Annotated in this window: 21 protein-coding genes and 1 riboswitch; of the genes, 13 read left to right on the top strand and 8 right to left on the bottom strand. The window is 65.6% G+C overall.

Annotation, left to right across the window (positions count from 1 at the left end; all coding sequences use genetic code 11):
* A complete protein-coding gene (locus ACKFR8_RS04310) occupies nt 1–2295 on the top strand; it encodes a Tex family protein (RefSeq protein WP_408930664.1) in 2295 nt (764 codons plus the stop codon).
* A gap of 104 nt (nt 2296–2399) precedes the next feature.
* Here ACKFR8_RS04310 and ACKFR8_RS04305 read toward each other — a convergent pair whose 3' ends face one another.
* Nucleotides 2400–3461 (bottom strand): HNH endonuclease signature motif containing protein, encoded by a 1062-nt coding sequence (locus ACKFR8_RS04305; RefSeq protein ID WP_408930663.1) that lies wholly within the window; start codon nt 3459–3461, stop codon nt 2400–2402.
* Nucleotides 3462–3666: 205 nt separating this feature from the next.
* Between ACKFR8_RS04305 and ACKFR8_RS04300 the strand changes: the two genes are divergently transcribed.
* On the top strand, nt 3667–5814 hold the full coding sequence (locus tag ACKFR8_RS04300) for a YhgE/Pip family protein (protein ID WP_408930662.1): 2148 nt from the start codon (nt 3667–3669) through the stop codon (nt 5812–5814).
* On the opposite strand, the gene ACKFR8_RS04295 is transcribed toward ACKFR8_RS04300, so the two are convergent.
* From ACKFR8_RS04295 to thiC, 6 genes are all read right to left on the bottom strand, one after another.
* Nucleotides 5811–6875 (bottom strand): ThiF family adenylyltransferase, encoded by a 1065-nt coding sequence (locus tag ACKFR8_RS04295; protein WP_296131441.1) that lies wholly within the window; start codon nt 6873–6875, stop codon nt 5811–5813. The two genes, ACKFR8_RS04300 and ACKFR8_RS04295, sit on opposite strands and share 4 nt — an antisense overlap.
* A 6-nt stretch (nt 6876–6881) precedes the next feature.
* Entirely contained in the window at nt 6882–7661 is a 780-nt protein-coding gene (locus ACKFR8_RS04290) for a thiazole synthase (protein WP_296131445.1), read from the bottom strand.
* Nucleotides 7662–7859, bottom strand: a complete 198-nt coding sequence (gene thiS, locus ACKFR8_RS04285; protein ID WP_296131448.1) for a sulfur carrier protein ThiS — start codon at nt 7857–7859, stop codon at nt 7662–7664.
* 3 nt (nt 7860–7862) lie between these two features.
* Entirely contained in the window at nt 7863–9002 is a 1140-nt protein-coding gene (gene thiO / locus ACKFR8_RS04280) for a glycine oxidase ThiO (protein WP_408930661.1), read from the bottom strand.
* Entirely contained in the window at nt 8999–9652 is a 654-nt protein-coding gene (locus tag ACKFR8_RS04275) for a thiamine phosphate synthase (protein ID WP_408930660.1), read from the bottom strand. The genes thiO and ACKFR8_RS04275 overlap by 4 nt, the downstream gene beginning before the upstream one ends.
* On the bottom strand, nt 9645–11423 hold the full coding sequence (gene thiC, locus ACKFR8_RS04270) for a phosphomethylpyrimidine synthase ThiC (RefSeq protein ID WP_408930659.1): 1779 nt from the start codon (nt 11421–11423) through the stop codon (nt 9645–9647). Before thiC ends, ACKFR8_RS04275 begins: the two co-directional genes overlap by 8 nt.
* Nucleotides 11419–11533: riboswitch (TPP riboswitch) on the bottom strand. It overlaps the preceding gene by 5 nt.
* A gap of 174 nt (nt 11534–11707) precedes the next feature.
* Between thiC and rplS the strand changes: the two genes are divergently transcribed.
* From rplS to ACKFR8_RS04225, 9 genes are all read left to right on the top strand, one after another.
* On the top strand, nt 11708–12052 hold the full coding sequence (gene rplS / locus ACKFR8_RS04265) for a 50S ribosomal protein L19 (protein ID WP_296131457.1): 345 nt from the start codon (nt 11708–11710) through the stop codon (nt 12050–12052).
* A gap of 231 nt (nt 12053–12283) precedes the next feature.
* Nucleotides 12284–12979, top strand: a complete 696-nt coding sequence (gene lepB, locus ACKFR8_RS04260; protein WP_306506849.1) for a signal peptidase I — start codon at nt 12284–12286, stop codon at nt 12977–12979.
* On the top strand, nt 12957–13670 hold the full coding sequence (lepB, locus tag ACKFR8_RS04255) for a signal peptidase I (RefSeq protein ID WP_306506761.1): 714 nt from the start codon (nt 12957–12959) through the stop codon (nt 13668–13670). Before lepB (ACKFR8_RS04260) ends, lepB (ACKFR8_RS04255) begins: the two co-directional genes overlap by 23 nt.
* A 4-nt stretch (nt 13671–13674) precedes the next feature.
* Nucleotides 13675–14316 carry a ribonuclease HII gene (locus ACKFR8_RS04250; protein ID WP_408930658.1) on the top strand — a complete coding sequence of 214 codons (642 nt, stop codon included), beginning with the start codon at nt 13675–13677 and terminating at the stop codon, nt 14314–14316.
* A gap of 72 nt (nt 14317–14388) precedes the next feature.
* Nucleotides 14389–14694 carry a DUF2469 domain-containing protein gene (locus ACKFR8_RS04245; RefSeq protein WP_039675937.1) on the top strand — a complete coding sequence of 102 codons (306 nt, stop codon included), beginning with the start codon at nt 14389–14391 and terminating at the stop codon, nt 14692–14694.
* A 192-nt stretch (nt 14695–14886) separates the two neighbouring features.
* Entirely contained in the window at nt 14887–15285 is a 399-nt protein-coding gene (locus ACKFR8_RS04240) for a YraN family protein (RefSeq protein WP_408930657.1), read from the top strand.
* The gene (locus ACKFR8_RS04235; protein WP_296131470.1) at nt 15272–16795 is read left to right on the top strand and encodes a YifB family Mg chelatase-like AAA ATPase; all 1524 of its coding nucleotides are present in this window, start codon (nt 15272–15274) and stop codon (nt 16793–16795) included. Before ACKFR8_RS04240 ends, ACKFR8_RS04235 begins: the two co-directional genes overlap by 14 nt.
* On the top strand, nt 16792–17970 hold the full coding sequence (gene dprA, locus ACKFR8_RS04230; protein WP_408930656.1) for a DNA-processing protein DprA: 1179 nt from the start codon (nt 16792–16794) through the stop codon (nt 17968–17970). Before ACKFR8_RS04235 ends, dprA begins: the two co-directional genes overlap by 4 nt.
* Before the next feature lie 15 nt (nt 17971–17985).
* Nucleotides 17986–18915 carry a tyrosine recombinase XerC gene (locus ACKFR8_RS04225; RefSeq protein ID WP_408930655.1) on the top strand — a complete coding sequence of 310 codons (930 nt, stop codon included), beginning with the start codon at nt 17986–17988 and terminating at the stop codon, nt 18913–18915.
* Here the strand turns inward: ACKFR8_RS04225 and ACKFR8_RS04220 are convergent.
* Nucleotides 18878–19390, bottom strand: coding sequence for a M23 family metallopeptidase (locus ACKFR8_RS04220; protein ID WP_408930654.1), 513 nt, complete (start codon nt 19388–19390; stop codon nt 18878–18880). The two genes, ACKFR8_RS04225 and ACKFR8_RS04220, sit on opposite strands and share 38 nt — an antisense overlap.
* A gap of 404 nt (nt 19391–19794) precedes the next feature.
* Here ACKFR8_RS04220 and rpsB point away from each other — a divergent pair, with 404 nt between their 5' ends.
* Complete coding sequence (rpsB, locus tag ACKFR8_RS04215) at nt 19795–20625, top strand: 30S ribosomal protein S2 (RefSeq protein ID WP_306506763.1); 831 nt, start codon at nt 19795–19797, stop codon at nt 20623–20625.
* Between the two features lie 221 nt (nt 20626–20846).
* Entirely contained in the window at nt 20847–21659 is an 813-nt protein-coding gene (gene tsf / locus ACKFR8_RS04210; RefSeq protein WP_408930653.1) for a translation elongation factor Ts, read from the top strand.
* The last annotated feature ends 225 nt before the right edge of the window (nt 21660–21884 follow it).

Here is a 21884-nt window from a genome sequence, read left to right as displayed (position 1 = left end):
GTGAACATCGCAGCCACCATCGCCACCGAGCTGGGAGTCAAGGAGTCCTTCGTCGCCGCAGCACTCAAGCTCATGGCAGAAGGCAATACCGTTCCGTTCATCGCCCGCTACCGCAAGGAAGCGACGGGCGGGTTGGATGATTCCCAGCTGCGCATCATCGAGGAGCGCTCCACCTACCTGCGCGAGCTGGAGGAGCGCAAGGAGACTGTACTTGCCGCCATTGAGGAACAAGGCAAGCTCACCGATGACCTCCGCGCGCTCATCGTGGCCTGCGAGACCAAGGCCCGCCTGGAGGACCTGTACCTGCCGTACAAGAAGCGCCGCAAGACCAAGGCCGACATTGCTCGCGAGGCCGGCCTCGAGCCGTTGACGGACAAGCTCATCGAGAATCCCAGCGCGGACCCGGCGCAGCTGGCGGGGGAGTACCTCACCGAGGGTTTCGAGGAGACCAAGAAGGCCCTCGAGGGTGCGCGGTCCATCCTGATCGACCGTTTTGCGCTCGATGCGGATCTCGTGGGCGAGGTGCGCGAGCGCATGTACACCACAGGCTCCATGAATGCCGGCGTGGTCGAGGGCAAGGAAACCGAGGGCGCGAAGTTCAAAGACTACTTCGAATTCTCCGAGCCGTTTGAGAAGCTGCCCTCGCACCGCATCTTGGCGCTGCTGCGCGGCGAGAACGAGGGTGTGCTGCAGCTTAACCTCGATGCCGGGGACGACGCCGTGTACGAGGGGATCATTGCGGACCGCTTCGACCTTGATGTTGCCACCTCGCGCTGGCTTGCCGACGCCGTCCACTGGGGCTGGCGCACCAAACTCTCCATCTCCTCCGGCTTGGACGTGCGTATGCGCTTGAAAGAAAAAGCGGAGGAAGGCGCGCTCAAGGTCTTCGCCACCAACCTGCGCGACGTGCTCCTAGCTGCCCCGGCCGGCCAGCGTGCCACCTTGGGGCTGGATCCGGGCTACCGCAACGGCGTGAAGTGCGCGGTTGTTGACCCGACCGGCAAGGTCCTGGCCACCACCATCGTCTACCCGCACCAGCCGCAGAAGAAATGGGCTGAGGCGGTGCGCGAGTTGGCGTCGTTAAGCGCTGCCCATTCGGTGGACCTCATGGCCATCGGCAACGGTACTGCCTCGCGCGAGACGGAAAAGCTGGCCGGGGAGGTCGCCGACCTTATCGCGCAGGCAGGCGGGGCTCGCCCCACACCGGTGGTGGTCTCCGAGGCTGGCGCGTCCGTCTACTCGGCCTCCCAGCTCGCGGCCGACGAATTCCCCGACATGGACGTCTCCCTGCGTGGTGCGGTCTCCATCGCGCGCCGCCTCCAAGACCCGCTGGCGGAGCTGGTGAAGATCGACCCGAAGGCCATCGGCGTGGGCCAGTACCAGCACGACGTCAACCAGGTAGCGCTCGCGCGCACCCTCGACGGCGTGGTGGAGGATGCCGTCAACGGCGTCGGGGTGGACCTCAACACGGCCTCGGCCCCGCTGCTGGAGCGCGTGGCCGGCGTGAACTCCACGATTGCCGCCAACATCGTGGCCTACCGCGACGAGAACGGCACGTTTGCCTCGCGCAAGGAGCTGAAGAAGGTGCCGCGCTTGGGGCCGAAGGCCTTTGAGCAGTCGGCGGGCTTCCTGCGCATCACCGGCGGCAGCGATCCCCTCGACGCCTCGGCCGTGCACCCGGAGGCCTATCCGGTGGTCGCCCGCATCGCGGAGAAGACCGGCCTGGGGGTCTCGGAGCTCATCGGCAATTCCCGCGTGCTGACAAAGCTTAGCCCGTCCGACTTCGCGGATGAGACCTTCGGCGTCCCGACCATCACGGACATCATCGCGGAGCTGGACAAGCCCGGCCGCGACCCGCGCCCAGAGTTCAAGACCGCCACGTTCAAGGAAGGCGTGGACAAGGTCTCGGACTTGAAACCAGGCATGATTCTGGAGGGCACCGTGACCAACGTGGCGGCGTTCGGCGCGTTTATCGACGTCGGCGTGCACCAGGACGGCCTCGTCCACGTCTCCGCCATGAGCCACAAGTTTGTCTCCAATCCGCACGAGGTCGTGCGCTCGGGGCAGGTGGTCAAGGTTAAGGTGATGGAGGTTGACGTTGAGCGCCAGCGCATCGGGCTAAGCCTGCGGCTGGACGACGAGCCCGGCCAGCCCGCGCCGAAGCGCCGCAGCGGCACCAACGGTGGCGGGAACTCCCGCCGAAGTTCCGGACGCAAGGGCGGCCGCTCGCGTGGCCGCCAGGACCGCGGGGGCGGCGGCTCGATGGCCGATGCCCTCAAGAAGGCCGGCTTCTAACGCGCTACACCCCCGACCGTTCGAACGGTAGGGGGTGATTTTCGGCGTGTGGGATCGCCGATGTCGCGGAAGGCCTTGTGGGCGTTCCGCGTGGCGTTGTGGTTCTAGTCGGGTGCGGCTCGTGCTGCGGCTTGTTGGTAGGCCGCTTGGGTGGTGATTGGTTCTCCCCAGGGTGGGATGTAGTCCACCTCGCCGCGAAGACGGAAGACGTAGCCTGCCCCGGTGGGTTTATCCGGGTCATCATCGTTGACACCGTTGTGATAGGCACACAACATTGTCAGATTCGGCGGATCGGTGGTACCTCCTGCTTTCCATGGGATGAGGTGGTGCACGTGGGCGTAGTCGGCGGGTTTGTTGCAGCCTTTCCTGGCACAGGTGGGATGCTCCGCACTAGCCATCATGCGCTGCTCAAACCCGGCCAAGCGTTTCATGCGGTGTAGCCACACCGGCCCGATCGTGGGGTGGATGAGGGTGACGTAGCCGATTTCAGCAAACTTGTAGGTCAAAAACTCCCGCCCGGTCATCCGCCCACCGTTGGTCAGTTCCAGCACGATGTCGTCACCATCCCCGGAGACAATCTTGTCGAGCTTGTCTAAGGTAACGACCACACTGGTGAGCACCGCGGGTTTTGTTCCGCCGTGGGATTTTTCAAAGAAGACCTGTTTCGAGGCATCCAACAGGTCGGTGGGATTCAGCGATTCTAGGACCCCGCGCATCTCGGTGATGGTCAGTGGGTTATCGGTAATCGTCAGCGAGTGCGGGCCTTCTTTGCGGTAGGTCATGCGCACCCCCGGCTTGGGCACACGCTTGGGCTTAAGCTCCTTGAGCTTTTTCGACGCTACGGCGGGGATGTTGTGGGCGGGTGTGCCGGCTAGTTTGATGCGAAGGTTCCAGGCGTCCAGCTGATTCTTCAACCGTGCCGTATAGGACTCGATGAGGCTTAGCGTGGCCACATCGTGGCCGCTATCGACCGCACGCTTGCGGGCGGTGTGCTGCTTACCCGTGAACTTCGTGGCACCGAAGTAGACGTGGTGCAGGCGTGCGAGTTCGGCGGCATCGGCTGGTGCAGCGCCGAGTGCGCGTAGGTGCTTTTCGCCTCCTTCCGCTTGCTCCACCAATGACATCCCCGAGCAACGGAAGGAGAAATAGGTCTCTAAATCCCCCATGGGAAGGAGACTAAAGCAAGCTCACCACCCCCGCAACCGGAAGAGGAGGAGTGTACCGCTTAGTCAATTTTCTGAATGAATTGCAGTTCGTTAAACGGTTGCTGTGCTCCAGTGGTACGTTTGTAGAAACAAACTAAAAGGCGGCGTCTTTATTCTGCAAACCAGCAGGGTATCTGGCCGTCCTCGTCAATCCCAAGGAGTTTCCATGAGTGAAGAGAAGCGTAGTGCTGTGTCTGTCGAGGCGAACGATGCTTCGTCATCATCAGCGATGGGCTGGCACCGTGTACTTGATTGGCGTCCCAGGAGCACCCTGTCCAGAGTGCTCATCGTCTTCCTCCTTGTGGCCCCGATCATCGTGGCCGGCACCATGATGTGGGCGATGTGGGATCCGTCGAAGTACATGCGCAATATTGACTTGGCGGTGGTCAATGAGGACGTGGGCGTCGACAAGCAAGGCACCTTCACCAACTACGGCGACCAAGTGGTGGAGGGGCTGCTGGAGACGGACTACCTCAACTTCGCGGAGGTCGACCAGGCCCAGGGGGAGGAGGGGCTGCTCAAGGGCCAATACCTCATGGTGGTGACCATTCCGAAGAACTTTTCCGAGCAGGCCGTCACCATCATCAGTGATAACCCCGTGAAGCCGGAGATTCACTTCGCCACGAATGACTACTACGGTACGAACGGCTCGGTGATTTCCGCCAGCCTGATTCCGCAGGTGCAAACCAGCGTGGAGAATGCCATTTCCAAGAAGTACGCCGACCAGGTCATCGAAGGATTGGGCAAGCTGAGCGAGGGCCTGAATACTGCGGCCGAGGGCGCGGGCCGACTCGATGAGGGCGCGGGCGCGCTGCAGGATGGCGGCGGACGCGCGGTCGAGGGCATTGCCAAGCTGGACTCCGGCGCGAGTGAACTCAATACCGGTACCGGGCAGTTGGTGGACGGCACGACGCGGTTACAGGAGGGCGTCGGCAAGCTCAGTGCCGGTGCGACGCAACTGGATGATGGCGCCACGCAGCTCGCGGACGGCTCCGATAGGCTGCTCGCCGGCACCGGCCGCCTGGCCGAGGGCGCGGGCCAGATCGACGGCGGCGTCAACCAGCTCACCGGCATGCTCATCCCGGTGCTCAAGCAAGCCCAAGCGGTGGCGCCGGCGTTGTTGCAGCTGGTTGACGTTCTTCGCAACCTCGGCATGACCGAGCAAGCAGAGCAGCTCTACTCGCTGGTGTCCAAGCTGGATCCCGCGGCCAGCGGCAACATGGTGGCGCAGCTGGAGAAACTTTCGGCCGGCACCGGCGAGCTCTACTACAACCTGTCCGACCCGAACTCGGAGTACCTCGGCGGCATGCAGACTTTGAACGACGGCACGCACCGCCTGGCCACGGGAACCAAGGACCTGCGCAACGGCGTGGGGGAGCTCAGCACCGGCGCGGCGCAGTTGCACGACGGCGCGACCCGGCTGCACGAGGGCACGGGCAGGCTCAAGGACGGCACCAGCCAGTTGTCCGCGGGCGGCGCGGACCTTAAAGACGGCATGGATCAGCTCAAGTCCGGCTCGAACGAGCTGGCCACCAAGCTTGCCGACGGCGCCGCGAAGGCCCCCACCGTGCCCCAGCCCGACGCCTCGGCACAGAACATGGCGGTGCCCATCAACTTCACCGAGTCCAACGTTCACCCCGTGCAGACGGTGGTTAATCCGCTTGACCCGACTCGCAAGGACATCACCGGCGGCGTCTCGATGCTCTTGGTCCTAGTCTTCGGCTTCCTCGTCATGCTCCTGGTGGCGATGACGCTGCCGTACTACCTGGGCCGCCGCAACGGCCGCAACGGCACTGCGGCCAGCCCGGTGCGCGGAATCCTCGCCGCCTTCGCCGTGGTGACCGGTCTGAACTTCCTGGTCTTGGCCTTCATGGCCATCATGTCCGCCACCTTAGGCTGGCGCCCGGAGAGCTGGCCCATGATTGCGCTCGTCATCGCCGCTATTGCCGCGGTGGGGGCGGCGACGTACCAGTTCTTCCTCGTGACCTTCGGGCGGAAAATCGGGGCGGTGTTCTCCGTCGGTGCGTTTGCCCTCGGCGTCATGGTCTTCGGCGGCGTGTGGCCGGTGGCGGCCATCCCGCGGCCGCTGAGCATGCTGCACCCCTTCCACCCGATGACGTACGCGAAGAACGCGTTTACCCGGGCTACCGACGGTATCCACGACGGCACCTTCGTCGCGGGCATCGCCGTGCTGCTCATCGTCACGGTGCTGGCGCTTGTGGCCTCGTGCCTGGTGTTCCGGGCGCGCCACCACGGCACCGCCCGCATCTTGGACGAGCACCTGTTCCGCACGAAGGCGGCGGCCGGCGCTTAGTAGCCTAAGGCCGCCAGCCCGCCGGGGAGGTTGCGCAGCTCGATGCCCATCGAAGCGGCGAGGTCGGCGTAGCGCAGGGCAAAACCGGCGCTGCGCCCGCCCGAGGGGCAGGCCACGAACACCAGGTCGGCGTCGCACGATGCGAGGGCGCGGCGCACCGCATCGTCATCGGTGACGGTGTGCCAGGGAAGCGCTACCGAGGGAAGGGGAGCGAGTGCAGCGGGGTGCTCGGAAATATCTAGGAGGGCGGCGCGGCCTGTGCTTAGCTCCGGCGGCAGCTCAGCGGCGGTGTCGAGTGAGGTGACGAGGGCGCGGTCGGGGTCTGCGGCCGCGCGCAGCGTGCGGAAGGAGCCGGGCAGCGCGTCGTAGGTGGTGACGCGCCCGACCAGCTCCGCGTGGTGGGGGAGCGCGCCGAGCATGCCGATGGCGGAGGTAGCCATAAGCCCTGCGATGACCGACGTCGTGGCCCCGAGAACCCCAGCCGTGGAGCACTCCAGGGCCTCGCCCTCGGGCGGGGCGGGGAAAAGGTCGCGCAGGCCTACCCCGCGCCCGTCGTCGCAGGCGGGACCGGAGTGCCACAGCGCGGCCTGCCCGCCGTAGCGCAGCACGGTTCCCCAGGCCAGCGGGGTAGAGGTGATTTCGCAGGCGTCGGCGACGAGGTACTTGGTGGCAAAGGTATCGGAGCCATCGAGCACGAGGTCGGCGTCGGCGCACAGGTCCACGACATTAGTGGTATCGAGGCGTTCCTGCAGCGGGGTGACGGTGAGCTCGGGGCCCAGCTCGCGGGCGCGCGTGGCTGCCACCTGGGCTTTGGGCTTGCCGACGTCTCCCACCCCGAACAGCACCTGCCTGTGCAGGTTGCTCATATCGACGGTGTCGGAATCAATGAGCGTGATGTGCCCGATCCCGGCGGCGGCAAGCTGCTGGAGGGCCGGGCAGCCGAGTCCACCCGCGCCGACGATGAGGACGTGGGCGGCGTGGAGCCGTTCTTGGGCGTCGTCGCCGAAGCCGGGCAGGATGCGTTGGCGCGCGGTGCGGGCGCGCTCGGAGTCGCTGAGCATGAGGGCTTAAAGGACCTGGTCGGCCCAGCTGGCCAGGCCCTCAAAAGTGGAGGAGGCCTGGGCATGCTCGCGCTGGGGGATGCGGCCTGCACTCCTAGCGAGGCGTCCGGCCTCCACGGCGTGGCGCATGGCGGTGGCCATGGCCTCCGGGTCCTGGCAGCGGTTCACCGCGCTGGCGAGCAGCACGCCCGAGCAGCCCAGCTCCATGGCGCGGGCGGCGTCGGAGGCGGTGCCGATGCCGGCGTCGACAAGCACGGGCACACTTGCGCGGGAACAGATGAGCTCGAGGTTGTGTGGGTTGAGAATGCCCAAGCCGGTGCCGATGGGCGCGCCGAGCGGCATGACGGCGGCGGCCCCGGCGTCCTCCAAGCGCTGGGCGGCTACGGGGTCATCGCTGGTGTAGGCCAGAACGGTGAAACCTTCGGCGGAAAGGAGCTCGGTGGCGTCGAGGGTTTCGAGGACGTCGGGAAGCAGCGTGTGCTCGTCGGCGATGACCTCCACCTTGACCCAATTCGTGCCGAGGGCCTCCCGCGCCATCTGGGCGGTGAGCACAGCCTCGCGCGCGGTGCGGCAGCCGGCGGTATTCGGTAGCGGGGCGATGTTCAAGCGGCGCAGCAGGTCAAAGACACTTTCGCCGTGTGAGGTGCCGGCGTGGCGGCGCATGGCCACCGTGGTGAGCTCCGTGCCAGAGGCGACGAGCGCTCGCTCGAGGGCCTCGTGGCTCGTCGCCCCGCCGGTGCCCATGATGAGGTGGGAAGAAAAGGTGGTGTCGGCGATGGTGAGCATTTAGCCTCCTTGGACGGCGGTGAGGATTTCCACGCTCGCGCCCTCACTCAGCGTGGCGGTATCCCACTGTGAGCGCGGCACGACCTGCTCGGCCACGGCCACGGCGGTGCCGTCGGCAGCAATGCCCTTCTCCTGGAGCAGCTGGGCGACGGTGCCGGCAGCCGTGTCATAGGGTTGGCCGTTGAGGATGAGAATCATGGTTTACTCCTTGTCATGGCGCAGGGGCGAGCAGGCGGTGAGGTCGATGCTGGGCTCGGAGTGCTCGACAAGCTCGCTGGTGCACCGAGCCGCAAGCGCGGTGAGCAGGATTCCGTGGCGGAAATAGCCGGTGGATATGACGAGCTTAGCGCCCACGCGGCCGAGATAGGGCAGGTCATCCGGCGTGCCGGGGCGCGCGCCCGCGCTGGCCTCGAGGAATTCGCACTCCTCGACGGCGGGGAGGAGCCGGATGGCGTCGCGCAGCAGGGCGTAGACCCCGCCGGCCTGGGCGGAGGCCAGGGAATCTTCCCGGGTGGTGGCTCCGATGGCCAGGGTGCCATCGTGGCGCGGAATAAGGTAGACGGGGCGGTCCTCCACGAAACCGCGGACCACGCGGTTCAGCAGCGGGCGAAGGTGCTCTGGCACACCCAGGCGCAGGATATCGCCGTAGACCGGGCGCAGCTGCAGGGGAGAGCGCTCTAGCCCTGCCGATTGTGCCCATTCGACGTCGCGCGCGCCCAGGCCGGCGGCCAACACGACGTCATCGGCGTGGAACTCGCCGGTGGGGGTGCGCACGACGCCGTGTTCGGCATCGATGGCGTGGGCGGGCGTGCGGAAAAAGCGAACGCCGAGTTTCTGGGCTGCGCTTAGGAGTGCGGCCGCCCACTGGCGGGGAAAGACCTGGGTGTCGCCCGGGATGCTCACAGCACCTGCTAGCCGCGGGGAGAGAAGCGGTTCGGCGCGGCGGGCCTCGCGCACGGTGATGCGCTCGACCTCCATGCCGTGGAGAGATTGATAATCAGCTAGCTCAGTAAGGTGCTGGGCATCTGTGCGGTCGGCGGCGACGACGAGCGTGCCCTCATCGCGGTAGCCGGTGGGGACGTCCGTGTGGGAAGCAACGAGGTCGATGAGCTCGGGATACCACGTGCCGGAAGCACGCATTAGCGGAAAGAGCGGATCCTGCTGGTAGACCACCTCGGCTGTCGGGGCGAGCATGCCGCCGGCGAAGTGTGTGGCGCCGGAGGCCGGCTCGGGGTCGAGCACGGTGACCGCGTGGCCACGGGAGGCAAGCTCCACCGCGGTGGCCAGGCCCACCACGCCGGCGCCGACGACGATGACGGTGGAGTCAGATGCAGTACTCATCGCGCACCTTCATCGAAGCCGGAAAGGAGCTCGCGGCAGTAGGCCTCCGGGTCGTCTGCATGCATGATGCCACGCACGACCGCGAGGCCGGCCACGCCCGTGGCCGCGAGAGCTGCGGCATCGTCGGCGGTGACATCCCCGATGGCCACGAGCGGGACCCGGGAGAGCTCGACCAGCTCCGGATAGGCGTTAAGCCCCAGGGGCGGGCGGCCGGAATCCTTCGTCGGGGTAGCCCGGAACGGGCCGCACCCGATGTAGTCAATGAGGTCAGCAACCTCGTTGGCTTTCTCGACGAGCTCGCGGGTACCCGTGGTGAGCCCGATAATCGCGTCCGGCCCGAGGAGCGCGCGGGCCTGCTCGACGGGGAGATCATCCTGGCCAAGGTGCACGCCGTGGACCGGCTCGCCGTCGTGGCGTAGGGCGAGGGCGACGTCCACGCGGTCGTCGATAAGCACACGCGTTGCCGGGTTCGCCGCTGCCACCGCGCGGGCGACGTCCCGGCCCAGCAGGTAGAGATCGCGCGCGGAAATCGGCTTCGAGCGCACCTGCACGATGCCCGCCCCGCCCCGGGCCGCCGCCGCAGCGATGCGCACGATATCCGCAGGGGAGTCCGCAGTGCCGGTGACGAAGTAGCAGCGAAGATCAGGCATGGACCCCGTCTTCCTCGTGGTAGAGCTGCGAGCCCTGCGCCTTGAACTCCTCCGACTTGCGCTCCTCGCCCGCGCGGGCCGCGGCGACGACGTCGGGGTCGATGGAGCCTTGCCCCGGGAAGCTGGGCATGCCGAGGGAATCGGAGAACGTATCCCGAATGTCCTGGCTGATGCGCATGGAGCAGAACTTCGGGCCACACATGGAGCAGAAGTGGGCGGTCTTCGCCGGCTCCGCGGGCAGGGTTTCATCGTGGTAAGCCTGCGCGGTGTCCGGATCCAGTGAGAGCGCGAACTGGTCGTGCCAACGGAACTCGAAGCGGGCCTTGCTCATCGCGTCGTCCCAGGCGCGCGCACCCGGGTGGCCCTTCGCCACGTCGGCGGCATGGGCGGCGAGCTTGTAGGTAATAACGCCGGTCTTGACGTCATCGCGGTTGGGCAGGCCCAGGTGCTCCTTGGGGGTGACGTAGCACAGCATGGCCGTGCCTCCCATGGCGATGTTCGCCGCGCCGATGGCGGAGGTGATGTGGTCGTAGCCCGGCGCGATGTCGGTGACCAGCGGGCCCAGCGTGTAGAAGGGGGCTTCCGAGGCCCACTCCTGCTCCAGCTCGTTGTTCTCCTGAATCATGTTGAGCGGCACGTGGCCGGGGCCCTCCACCATGACCTGGACGTCGTAGTCCCAGGCGCGCCGGGTGAGCTCGCCAATGGTCTTGAGCTCGGCGAACTGGGCGGTGTCGTTGGCATCCGCCAAAGAACCCGGGCGCAGGCCATCACCGAGGGAGAAGGCGACGTCGTAGCGCGCGAAAATCTCGCACAGCTCATCAAAGTTCTCGTAGAGGAAGGACTCCTTGTGGTGCGCCAGGCACCAGCCAGCCATAATCGAACCGCCGCGGGAGACGATTCCGGTGACGCGCTCGGTGGTCAGCGGCACGTAGGGCAGCAGCACGCCGGCGTGGATGGTCATGTAGTCCACGCCCTGCTCGCACTGCTCGATGACGGTATCCCGGAAGACTTCCCAGGTGAGGTCCTCGGCTACGCCGTTTACCTTCTCCAGGGCCTGGTAGATGGGCACGGTGCCGATCGGGACCGGGGAGTTGCGCAGAATCCACTCGCGGGTGGTGTGGATGTCATCGCCGGTGGAGAGGTCCATGACCGTGTCCGCGCCCCAGCGCGTGGCCCAGCGCAGCTTGGAGACTTCCTCGGCAATGGAGGAGGTCACCGCGGAGTTGCCAATGTTGGCGTTGATCTTGGTGAGGAAGTTGCGGCCGATGATCATTGGCTCGGATTCCGGGTGGTTGACGTTGTTGGGCAGGATGGCGCGCCCGCGCGCGATTTCGGAGCGCACGAACTCCGGGTCGCAGTGCTCGCGCAGGGCTACGAACTGCATCTCCTTGGTGATGATGCCCTGGCGCGCGTAGTGCATCTGGGTAACCCGCTTGCCCTCCTGAGAGCGTAATGGCTGGCGGCGCTCACCTTTCCACTCCTGGGAGGCGGCGCCGCGGCGCTCGGCGGAGCGGCCGTCATCGGCCAAGTTGCGGGCGCGGCCGGCGTAGGTCTCCACGTCGCCACGCTCTGCAATCCACTCTGCGCGCAAGGCCGGCAGGCCCACCTCGGGCTCGCACTCCGGGCCGCGCGTGCGGTAGACGCGGAATGGCTCGTTGGGGCCGGTGGGGGAATCATCCAGCTGGATTTCGGTTTCCGGAACCTCCAGTCCGTTCTCCCGGATGGGGGAGTAGGAGTGCTTGGGATGGATCTCATTGTGGGTAGCCGTCATGGCTGCTCCTCTCTTCCTTCGCTGGTGCTAACCAGACAGGTTCGAACGGTGCAGGCGCGGTGTCAGCGCCACTCTCAGCCCACTTCCTGTGGGCACCCGTGGGGTGTATCAGTGCGTAAACCACCATAGAATGCTCACCGCAGCCGTGTCAGGCGTTTGGGCAATTTGGCCGGTGGGGGCGGGGTATGGAAAGATAGCGATGTTCTATGTAACAGGCACGAACCGGTCAGCCGCCACAAGGTGGCGCCAGGGTCCTCTGTCTTAAACTGAAAAGGAAACATTCAATGGCAAACCTCATTGACAAGGTTGACGCAGCACAGCTGCGCGACGATATCCCGTCCTTCCGCCCGGGCGATACCCTTGACGTTAACGTCAAGGTCATCGAGGGCACCACCGAGCGTACCCAGCTCTTCAAGGGTGTCTGCATCCGCCGCCAGGGCTCCGGCATCCGCGAGACCTTCACCGTGCGTAAGGTCTCCTTCGGCATCGGCGTGGAGCGTACCTTCCCGGTTCACTCCCCGAACATCGCCTCCATCGAGGTTGCTCGCCGCGGCCGCGTTCGCCGTGCGAAGCTGTACTACCTGCGCGACCTGCGCGGTAAGAAGGCCCGCATCAAGGAGCGCCGCTAGTCTTTCGGCGCCCCTCGCACGCCCCCTGTTCTCCTCCTGCTGGCTCTAGTGGGAGGGAGCAGGGGGCTTTTTCGTGCGCCGCGCGCGGTGAGCAGAAGGCGGATTGCTAGGATTTAGCCCGTGGAAAAAGACAACGACATTACTGAAGGTGCCCAGCCTGCCGTCGAGGAGACGGTGGGGGACACGGGGGCGTCGGCAAGCGCGGCGGCTCCTGCCAAGGAAAAGAAGCAGATGCCGTGGCTGCTGGAAACAGCGCTCGTGGTGGTCTGCGTGCTCGCCGTGGTGGGCGTGTTCCAGAACTTCGTGGGCCGGCAGTATGTCATCCCTTCGGGCTCTATGGAGCCGACCCTGCATGGCTGCACGGGCTGCACCAACGACCGCATCTTTACGGAGAAGGTCTCCTATTACGGGGATAAGGGCCCGGAGCCTGGCGACGTCGTCGTGTTCAAAGGAACCCCGGATTGGGACACCAACTGGGTGTCGCCGCGCTCCTCGAATCCGGTGATTCACCACATCCAGGACGCGTTGAGCTACGTTTCTCTCACCCCGCCGGACGAGAACACTCTGGTCAAGCGTGTTATCGCCACGGGCGGGCAGACCGTGTCCTGCCAGGAAGGCGACCCGGCTGTCATGGTGGACGGCAAGCCCATTGACCAAGACTACGTCCAGAACCCGCCGACCTACCGCGTGGACGAGTCCACCGGTTCTAACGCCTGCGGTGGCGCCTACTTCGGCCCGGTGACCGTCCCGGAGGACAACATCTGGGTCATGGGTGATAACCGCACGGCCTCGGCGGATTCGCGCTACCACATGCAGGATGAGTACCAGGGCACCATCCCGGTGGAGAATGTCCGCGGCAAGGTGATGTTCGTGTTCTTCCCCTTCAACCGCATCGGTGGGGTCGATGACCTGGACATCCAGTCCTAAGGCCCGCCCGCGTGCGCGGGATTTCTTCCCCGCGCTCCTTCTCACCTTTGTTCTCCTGGCATTGATCCAGGCCTTCGTGGGGCGGCTGTACCTCATCCCGTCCTCCTCCATGGAGCCCACCCTGCATGGCTGCCCTGGGTGCAGCAATGACCGCATCGTGGTGCAGAAGGTGAGCTACTACTTCTCCCCGCCGCAGCCCGGGGACGTGGTGGTCTTTAGCGGACCGGAATCGTGGAATACCTCCTTCGAGGTCTCCCGCTCCCGCAACGTGCTGGTGCGCGGCGTGCAGAACCTGGGCGCGGTGGTGGGGCTGGTGCCCAACGGCGAGAACATTCTGGTCAAGCGCGTCATCGCCACGGCAGGGCAGACGGTGTCCTGCGAGGAGGGCGATCCGTCCGTCATGGTGGACGGCCGGCCTACCAACCAGGATTTCGTGCTCGACCCGCCGGAGATCCCCATCGATGACCGCGCCGGCTCAGTGGCTTGCGGGGGCGCCTACTTCGGCCCCGTCACGGTGCCGGAGGGCCACCTCTGGGTCATGGGGGACAACCGGACCAATTCCCTGGATTCGCGCGCGCACCTGGGGGATAAGGAGCAGGGCACGGTGCCTCTCGACGCCGTGCGGGGCCGAGTGGAGGCCGTCGTGCTGCCGCTTAGCCGCCTGCAGAGCGTCGACCGCGCGGAGCTGTAGCCGCATGCGCAGGTTGAAGCAGAAGCGCACCTATGAGGTGGCGCTGGATAAGGCCGGTCTGGGTCCCGTGGCCGGAGTTGACGAGGCCGGGCGGGGCGCGTGCTGCGGTCCGGTGACCATTGGCGCCTGCATCCTGCCCCAGCGCATCCTCCCGGAGCTCGACCGCCTGGATGATTCGAAGAAGCTCAGCCCCGCCGCGCGGGAGAAGCTGGAGCCGCTCATCAAGAAGCGCGCAGTGGCGTGGGCGGTGGTGCACATCGACGCGCAAGACGTGGACACTTTTGGCATCCAGCACGCCAACCTGTCCGGCATGCGCCGGGCGGTAGCGCAGCTGGCGGTGCGGCCGGGCTATGTGCTTACCGACGCCCTCCGGGTCCCCGGCATCCCCGCCCCGCAACTGCCCATCATCGGCGGCGACGCCGCGGTGCGGTGCATCGCCGCAGCCAGCATCCTGGCGAAGGTCTCCCGCGACCGGCTCATGGATGAACTGGATGCACGCTACCCCGGCTACGGGCTCGCCGGCCACAAGGGCTATGGCACTGCCGTGCACCAGGCAGCGATCGCTCGCCTCGGCGCCACTCCAGAGCACCGGATGAGCTACCGCAATGTGGCGCAGGCACACGCGGAATTTATCGCGCGCGCCTGAGCGAGTGTGCCGGCCGAAGCAAGTAAGCTGAGGCGAGTTCACCCTGGGTTATGAGCGAAGGAGATGCACACCGTGAGCGCTGAGGAACTCGATAACTACGAAGCTGAAGTCGAGCTGTCGCTGTACCGCGAATACCGCGATGTGGTCAGCCAATTCTCCTACGTGGTGGAAACCGAGCGCCGGTTTTACCTGGCCAACGCGGTAGAACTCATCCCGCACACCTCCGGGCCCGACGTGTACTACGAGGTGCGCATGTCCGATGCCTGGGTATGGGACATGTACCGGTCTGCGCGTTTCGTGCGCTATGTCCGCGTCATTACCTACAAGGACGTCAACATTGAGGAGCTGGACAAACCGGACTTCGTCCTGCCTGACTAAGCGCACGCGGGTCTCGCTCCGAGGGGGGAGAGAGTGGGCGGGGCCAAGGACGTGGTGAGCCCGGGGGAGTTATCCACAGATCTGCCGGGGCAGGGCAGATGACCCTAGCCAGCAGTGCTGGCGGTGGGGTGTTCTGGGAAGTGTCGTGAGCAACGCGGCATGTAGCTTTCCCACACTTCAAGGAACACCACAATGACAACTTTTGCTGATTCGACCGTCCCCGGCAGAACCCTGCGTCACAAGGACGCCTTGGGCAAAGCAGGCGAGCAGTTCGCCGCCGACTTTTACCGCGCCCGCGGCGCGCAGGTCATCGCCGCTAATGTGCACTACCGCGTGGGCGAAATTGACCTTGTCGTCCGCGAGGCGGACGGCACCATTGTCTTCGTCGAAGTTAAAACTCGCGCCAGCCGCGCGTATGGCGTGGCTGAGGCAGTAACCAAGCGCAAGCTTAAGCGCCTGCGCAAGGCCGCGGCGCACTGGCTCGACGGCAAGCCCTTCTCACCGGTTCGCTTCGACGTCCTTGCCCTAGTCAAGGCCGGGGAGGACTTCGACGTGGAGTACTTCCAAGGGGTGGACAATGGCGCTCGGTAGGTGTGACACCATTGCCCTCGACGGCGTGCTGGCGCGCGTCGTCGCTGTAGAAGCCAACGTGGGGCCGGGACTGCCCGGGGTCCACGTGGTGGGGCTAGGAGATGCCGCCATCTCCGAATCCCGCGACCGCATCCGCACCGCAGTGAGCAACTCCCACCTGCCGTGGCCGAAGACTAAGGTCGTCGTCTCCATGTCCCCGGCCTCGCTGCCCAAGGCGGGTGCCCATTTCGACCTACCGATGGCACTCGCCATTCTGGGCGCGGGCCAGGGCGAGCACGGCCGGCTGGCCCGCGCCCTAGTGCTGGGGGAGCTGGGACTCGATGGTCAGGTGCGCCCTGTCTCCGGCATTATCCCCGCCATCCTGGCCGCGCGCTCTCACGGCTATGACACCCTGGTTATCCCGACCGGAAACGCGGCGGAGGCGGCGCTCGTGCCGGACATGAACGTCCTGGTAGCAGACACCCTATGGGATGCCTACGCCTGGGCCTGCGGGAGCGATTGCCTCTTCTTGGCGCGCGAGGTGGCCCGGGACTGCGCACCGGCGGACGAGGAGTTGGCGGACTTCTGCGAGGTAGCCGGCCAACATGAGGCCAAGTGGGCCGCGGAGGTAGCCGCTGCCGGTGGCCACCACGTGATGATGGTTGGCCCGCCAGGCTCGGGAAAGTCAATGATTGCCTCCCGCCTGCCGAGCATCCTGCCGCGCTTGAGCACCGATCAGTCGGTTGAGGCCACGGCCATTCACTCGGTGGCGGGCTCACTGGGCTCGGTGGTCTCGCGCGCACCGTTTATTGCCCCGCACGCCTCAGTAACCAAGGCGGCACTCATCGGCGGCGGCTCGGGCCGCCCGCGCCCCGGCGCGGTAAGCCTGGCGCATCACGGGGTGCTGTTCTTGGATGAAGTCAGCGAGGTTCCGGCCCAGGTGCTGGACGGACTCCGCGCTCCCTTGGAGGAAGGACAAGTGCGCCTGGCCCGCGCGCGGCGGGAGGTGACGTTTCCCGCACGCTTCCAGTTGGTCTTGGCGGCCAACCCGTGCCGCTGCGGTACTGAGGACCCGGCGCGGTGCGAATGCCGGGCGGCAGACCGCATGAACTACCTGTCGAACCTCTCCGGCCCCTTGCGCGACCGGCTCGACATCATTGTGTCCCTGTCGGGACAGGCCGCAGTGCTTAACGCGGCTGGGGAGGAGACCTCCGCGGTCATCGCCGAACGAGTGGCAGAAGCCCGCGAGCGCATGGCCGCGCGGTGGGAGGCAGACGGCCTTGGTGTCGTGGTCAACGGTGCTGTTCCGGCGGCATATTTGCGGCGACATCGGCCGGCGTCAGAGTCAGCGATGGTCATGCTGTCGGCGTACCTGGCGGAAGGGGAGCTGAGTCAGCGCGGGGTAGACCGCGTGCTGCGCCTGGCCTGGACACTGGCGGACCTCGAGGGGGCGCCACGCCCAGAGCTTGAGCACGTGAGCCGAGCCCTGGACCTGCGCGGCGCCGGAACCATCGAAAGGCTGGCGGCATGAGTGAGCTGAATCTGTCTACGTCACAGCACACCTGGGCCTATCTCAATCGCGTGGTCGACGGGCCATCTCCCGCGCTGCATGGTCTTCTTACCCAGTACCCGGCGGAAGAGATCGCGCGCGGCATCTACCGGGCGGAGGAGTGGATCGGACCGCTGCGCCAGGCCACGGCCAGCCGCCGGGAGTGGCTGCGCCAAGACGAGGACCTGGCCGCTGCCGCGGAGGTAGGAGCACGACTCATCACCCCGGAGGATGCCGAGTGGCCGCACGAGGAATTCTCGCAGGCCTTCGGCTTCTACCACCAAGGGCAGGTAGATGCGCCAGCGACCTTTGATAGCCAGGCGGTCCCGCCGAACAGTCTGTGGGTGCGCGGCGGCAGCCTTCGGGAGGCCGTGACCCAGTCTGTTGCGCTGGTGGGAACGCGGGCTATCAGCAAGTACGGCTGGGAGGTAAGCCGGCGACTGGCTAGTGGATTGGCCACGCATCAGTGGACCGTGGTGTCCGGCGGGGCCACGGGAGTGGATACCGCCGTGCACGAGGCCGCCTTGGAAGCCGGCGGGCAGACGGTTGCGGTCGCTGCCTGTGGCATCGACGTGTCCTACCCGGTACGCAACGAGGCACTCTTTAACAAGATTGCTGCCAGCGGGTGCATTGTGTCGGAGTTCGCGCCGGGAACCCGCCCGGAGCGCTACCGCTTTCTCTCCCGCAATCGATTGGTCGCCGCCCTTACGGCAGGCACTGTGGTGGTGGAGGCCGGCTTCCGCTCCGGTGCCCTCAACACCCTGAACTGGGCCGAGGCGCTGGGAAAGGTTGCGATGGCGGTTCCCGGTCCAGTGACCACCTCGGGCTCGCTCGGCTGCCACCAGCGCATTCAAGAAGGACGCGCGCAGCTGGTCGCCTCCGCGGATGAGGTGCGCGGCTTCATTGGGCATGCGGGCGATGTGGACGTGGCTGGACAGTACGAAATGGAGTTTCAGCCCACCGCTGTCCAGCGATTGTCCCGCAACGAGCTGCGGGTCTATGACTCGACTCCACCGGAGACGGCGGAGGCAGGCGCCAGCGCGGAAGAGATTGCCCAATCCGCGGGTATGCGGGTGCCGCTGACCATCCACCTGCTCGTGGCGATGCAAAAGATGGGAGTGATTGCGCGCTCGGGGGCGCTGTGGCGACGCACCTGAGTACACTCATGAGCTATGAGTGACGCACGTGGCACAAGAGGCGCAACCGGCGCGGGAGAGCCGCGCGTGGGCGGACAGCTCGATGAGGCGATCGAGGACTTTGCCGAATACCAGCGCGTGGTCCGCGGTCGCTCCCCGGCCACCGTGCGCGGCTATTGCTCGGACCTGCGTCTGCTCGCACGCGGCGTCCCGGACTTCGCGTCCTTTACCCTGGCAGAGCTTCGTGCGTGGCTGGCCAGCGCGGTGGAAGAGGGGAAGTCTCGCTCCACGCTGGCTCGGCGCACCGCGGCACTGCGCGCTTTTTCCTCGTGGGCCACGCGGGAGGGCTACCTCGACGTCGACGTGGCCCAGCGCCTGGCCACCCCTGCAGTGGGCAAGCACCTGCCGACCGTCATGTCGCCGGCCAAAGCGGGCGAGCTCATGATGAACGCCGTGTCTGCCGACGAGGCTCACTTTCTGCGCGATAGCGCCATGCTGGAATTCTTGTACGCTACCGGCACGCGTGTGGCTGAGCTCGTCGGGCTCGATATCGACGACTTAGACCTGTCGCGCCGCACCGCACGCGTGACCGGTAAAGGCAACAAGCAACGCGTGGTTCCCTTCGGAGAATCCGCGGCCGATGCCCTGGGCCAGTGGCTTGAGGTTGGTCGCCCGCACCTTGCCGGCGATACTCCCGCGGTGTTCGTGGGTACGCGCGGCAGCCGCATCGACCCGCGCCAAGTGCGGCGCGTGGTGGAAAAGGCGGCGCAGGTTACAGGTGCACCGGGGTTGACGCCGCACGGCCTGCGCCATTCGGCGGCCACGCATCTTCTCGAGGGCGGGGCAGATCTGCGTGTGGTCCAGGAGCTGCTGGGCCACTCCTCGCTGCAGACCACGCAGGTCTACACGCACGTGTCAGCGCAGCGTCTTAGGGACGTCTACGCCCGCGCCCACCCACGGGCTTGAGCCGAATTACCGGCCCGGACAACAAGCTGAGCGGATCGATGTAGTTCTCCGCACCGGACCTGCCTTCGCGTGCGCCCCAATGCAGACCTGGGTAGCCATCGACCGAGGGGGCTAGCGTGCCGATCACCTGTCCCTCGTCGACGTGATCGCCGCGTGCGACCCGCGCGAACACCGGCTGGTACGTAGTGCGCAGCCCGGAGGCGTGCTGGATGGAGACGACCGGCTTGCCAGCAACGGAGCCTGCGAAGTGGACCACCCCGGCGCCGGACGCTCTGACTTCTCCGCCTACGGGTAGCCCCAGGTCCACCCCGCGATGCCCGGCCAGCCAGCGCTTTTCTGGAGGATCGAAGCCACGCAACACGCGGGAGGCCGTGGGCTCGCCGGTGGTGGGGTCGACGTAGGCGGCAGCCGGCGGTGCGGTCGTTGTGGCCAGTGCAACGAGGCAAACGAGGAGGAAGCGGTGAAAAGTGCGCATGTGCCAAGCATGCGCGGGGTGCAATCGGAGCGATAGGGCGTGGTGCGTCGCTGTGGATAACGTGGGGAGGATGTGGCTGATGGGGCGAGTGGTAGAAGATAGATGAGGGGGTCAACTAATCGTGGCCGAGAGAACGGTTGTCGTTTTGGAATCCCCAGTCAATCAGTACTAAGCTGACGGCTAGCAGTCTGTGTCAAATGTGCACCGCGCAAACTGGTGCAACACGACTCGGATTGACTACGCGCGGCGAAGCCGTCGCTTCCTGGGTTAAGGAAGAGACAGTCCGTGGTTGACGTGGTCCCCGTGATATCGGGGTGTTGACCTGGGCCTTCGTTGCTAGGGTGCGGAATAAAACACCGCACAATTTTTTCAAAACCGAAACAACAACAGAAAGCGAGCGAATCATGGCAGTTGTAACCATGCGCGAGCTCCTCGACGCCGGTGTCCACTTCGGTCACCAGACCCGTCGCTGGAACCCGAAGATGAAGCGCTTCATCTTCACCGACCGTAACGGCATCTACATCATCGACCTGCAGCAGACGCTGACCTACATCGATGAGGCCTTCGAGTTCGTGAAGGAGACCGTCGCACACGGCGGCACCATCCTCTTCGTCGGTACCAAGAAGCAGGCCCAGGAGGCCGTGGCAGAAGAGGCCACCCGCGTTGGTATGCCGTATGTTAACCACCGCTGGCTGGGCGGCATGCTCACCAACTTCCAGACTGTCTCCAAGCGCCTGAAGCGCATGAAGGAGCTGCAGGCCATGGACGCCGCCGAGGACGGCTACAAGGGCCGCACCAAGAAGGAAGTCCTCATGCTCAACCGTGAGCGCGTCAAGCTGGAGCGTGTTCTGGGCGGCATCTCCGACATGACCAAGGCTCCGTCCGCTCTGTGGATCGTTGACACCAACAAGGAGCACATCGCGGTCAAGGAGGCTCACAAGCTCAACATCCCGGTTGTGGCCATCCTGGACACCAACTGCGATCCGGACGAGGTCACCTTCCCGATCCCGGGCAACGACGACGCTATCCGCGCCACCAAGCTGCTCTCCGGCATCATCGCCACCGCAGTGGAAGAGGGCAAGAAGGCCCGCGAGGAGCGCAAGCTGGCTCAGGCTAAGGAAGCCGCCGGCGACTCCGCTGAGAAGGACGCACGCGACGCTGCCGAGGCAGCCGCTGCTTCCGACCCGGCTTCCGCTGAGAAGGCTGAGGAGTCTTCCGAGAAGTCCGCAGAGTAATCTGCTACCTGATTAGCCCCCGCACCGCGCGGCACCTCGTGCCCACGGCGATGGGGGCTTTTCTTTCGCGTCGCCCGAGCGCGGCGCCACAGCGCTGACTGCGTTACCCTCGCGGGGGAGTGGGGATGGTGTTAACACCCCCTCAACGCGACGTGGTGGCAGCTATTCAGCTACGCTGTTTCATCGAATACCGTTTAATTCCAAGGAGGATCGCTCCAACTATGGCGAACTACACTGCTGCAGACGTTAAGGCATTGCGCGAGGCTACCGGCTCCGGCATGCTCGATTGCAAGAAGGCTCTCGAGGAGTCCCAGGGCGACTACGACAAGGCTGTCGAGTTCCTGCGCATCAAGGGTGCCAAGAACGTGTCCAAGCGCGCTGAGCGCGAGGCTACCGAGGGCCTGATCGCCGTGTCCGGCAACACCATGGTCGAGATCAACTGTGAGACCGACTTCGTGGCTAAGAACGACGCCTTCAAGACCTTCGCTTCCAAGATTGCTGACGCTGCCGGTGAGGCCAAGGTGAACTCCGGCGAGGAGCTCAACAACCTGGAGATCGACGGCAAGAAGGTCTCCGAGATCGTTGACGAAGAGTCCGCAAAGACCGGCGAGAAGCTGCAGGCCCGCCGCGCCGTCACCATCGAGGGTGACAATGTTGCCGTGTACCTGCACCAGCGTTCCGCTGACCTGCCGCCGGCAGTGGGCGTGCTGGTCTCCTACGAGGGCAACGAGGAGGGCGCACACGCTGTGGCCCTGCAGATTGCCGCAATGAACGCCGAGTACCTCACCCGTGAGGACGTTCCGGCTGAGGTCGTGGAGAAGGAGCGCGAGATCGCTGAGGCCACCACCCGCGAGGAGGGCAAGCCGGAGGCAGCCCTGCCGAAGATCGTGGAAGGCCGCCTCAACGGCTTCTACAAGTCCGTCGTCCTGCTGGAGCAGGCTGCCCTGTCTGACTCCAAGAAGACCGTTAAGCAGGTTGCTGAGGAGGCCGGCACCACCATCACCGGTTTCGTCCGCTACGAGGTTGGCGCCTAAGCGCTACCTGCCTTAGCCCCACGTTCCCCCTCATCCCTTTCCATTAGCCGTGGGAAGGGGAGAGGGGGCGTTGGCGTTTTGGGGGCGTCGCTAAGCAGCAGGCGTGTGCTGGCGCGGGTGAATATATCCGTCGTAGTCCCTATGGTTAAGATGGAACAGAATTATTCAAGTGCTCATCTCGAATGCGCCATGTTGATGCTCGAGGTGACGCACCGCCATGCGTGA

The sequence above is a fragment of the Corynebacterium axilliensis genome, assembly GCF_046097495.1.
Taxonomy (GTDB): domain Bacteria; phylum Actinomycetota; class Actinomycetes; order Mycobacteriales; family Mycobacteriaceae; genus Corynebacterium.
The sequence above is the reverse complement of the archived record's forward strand: the minus strand, read 5'-3'. Positions and strand labels throughout refer to the sequence as shown.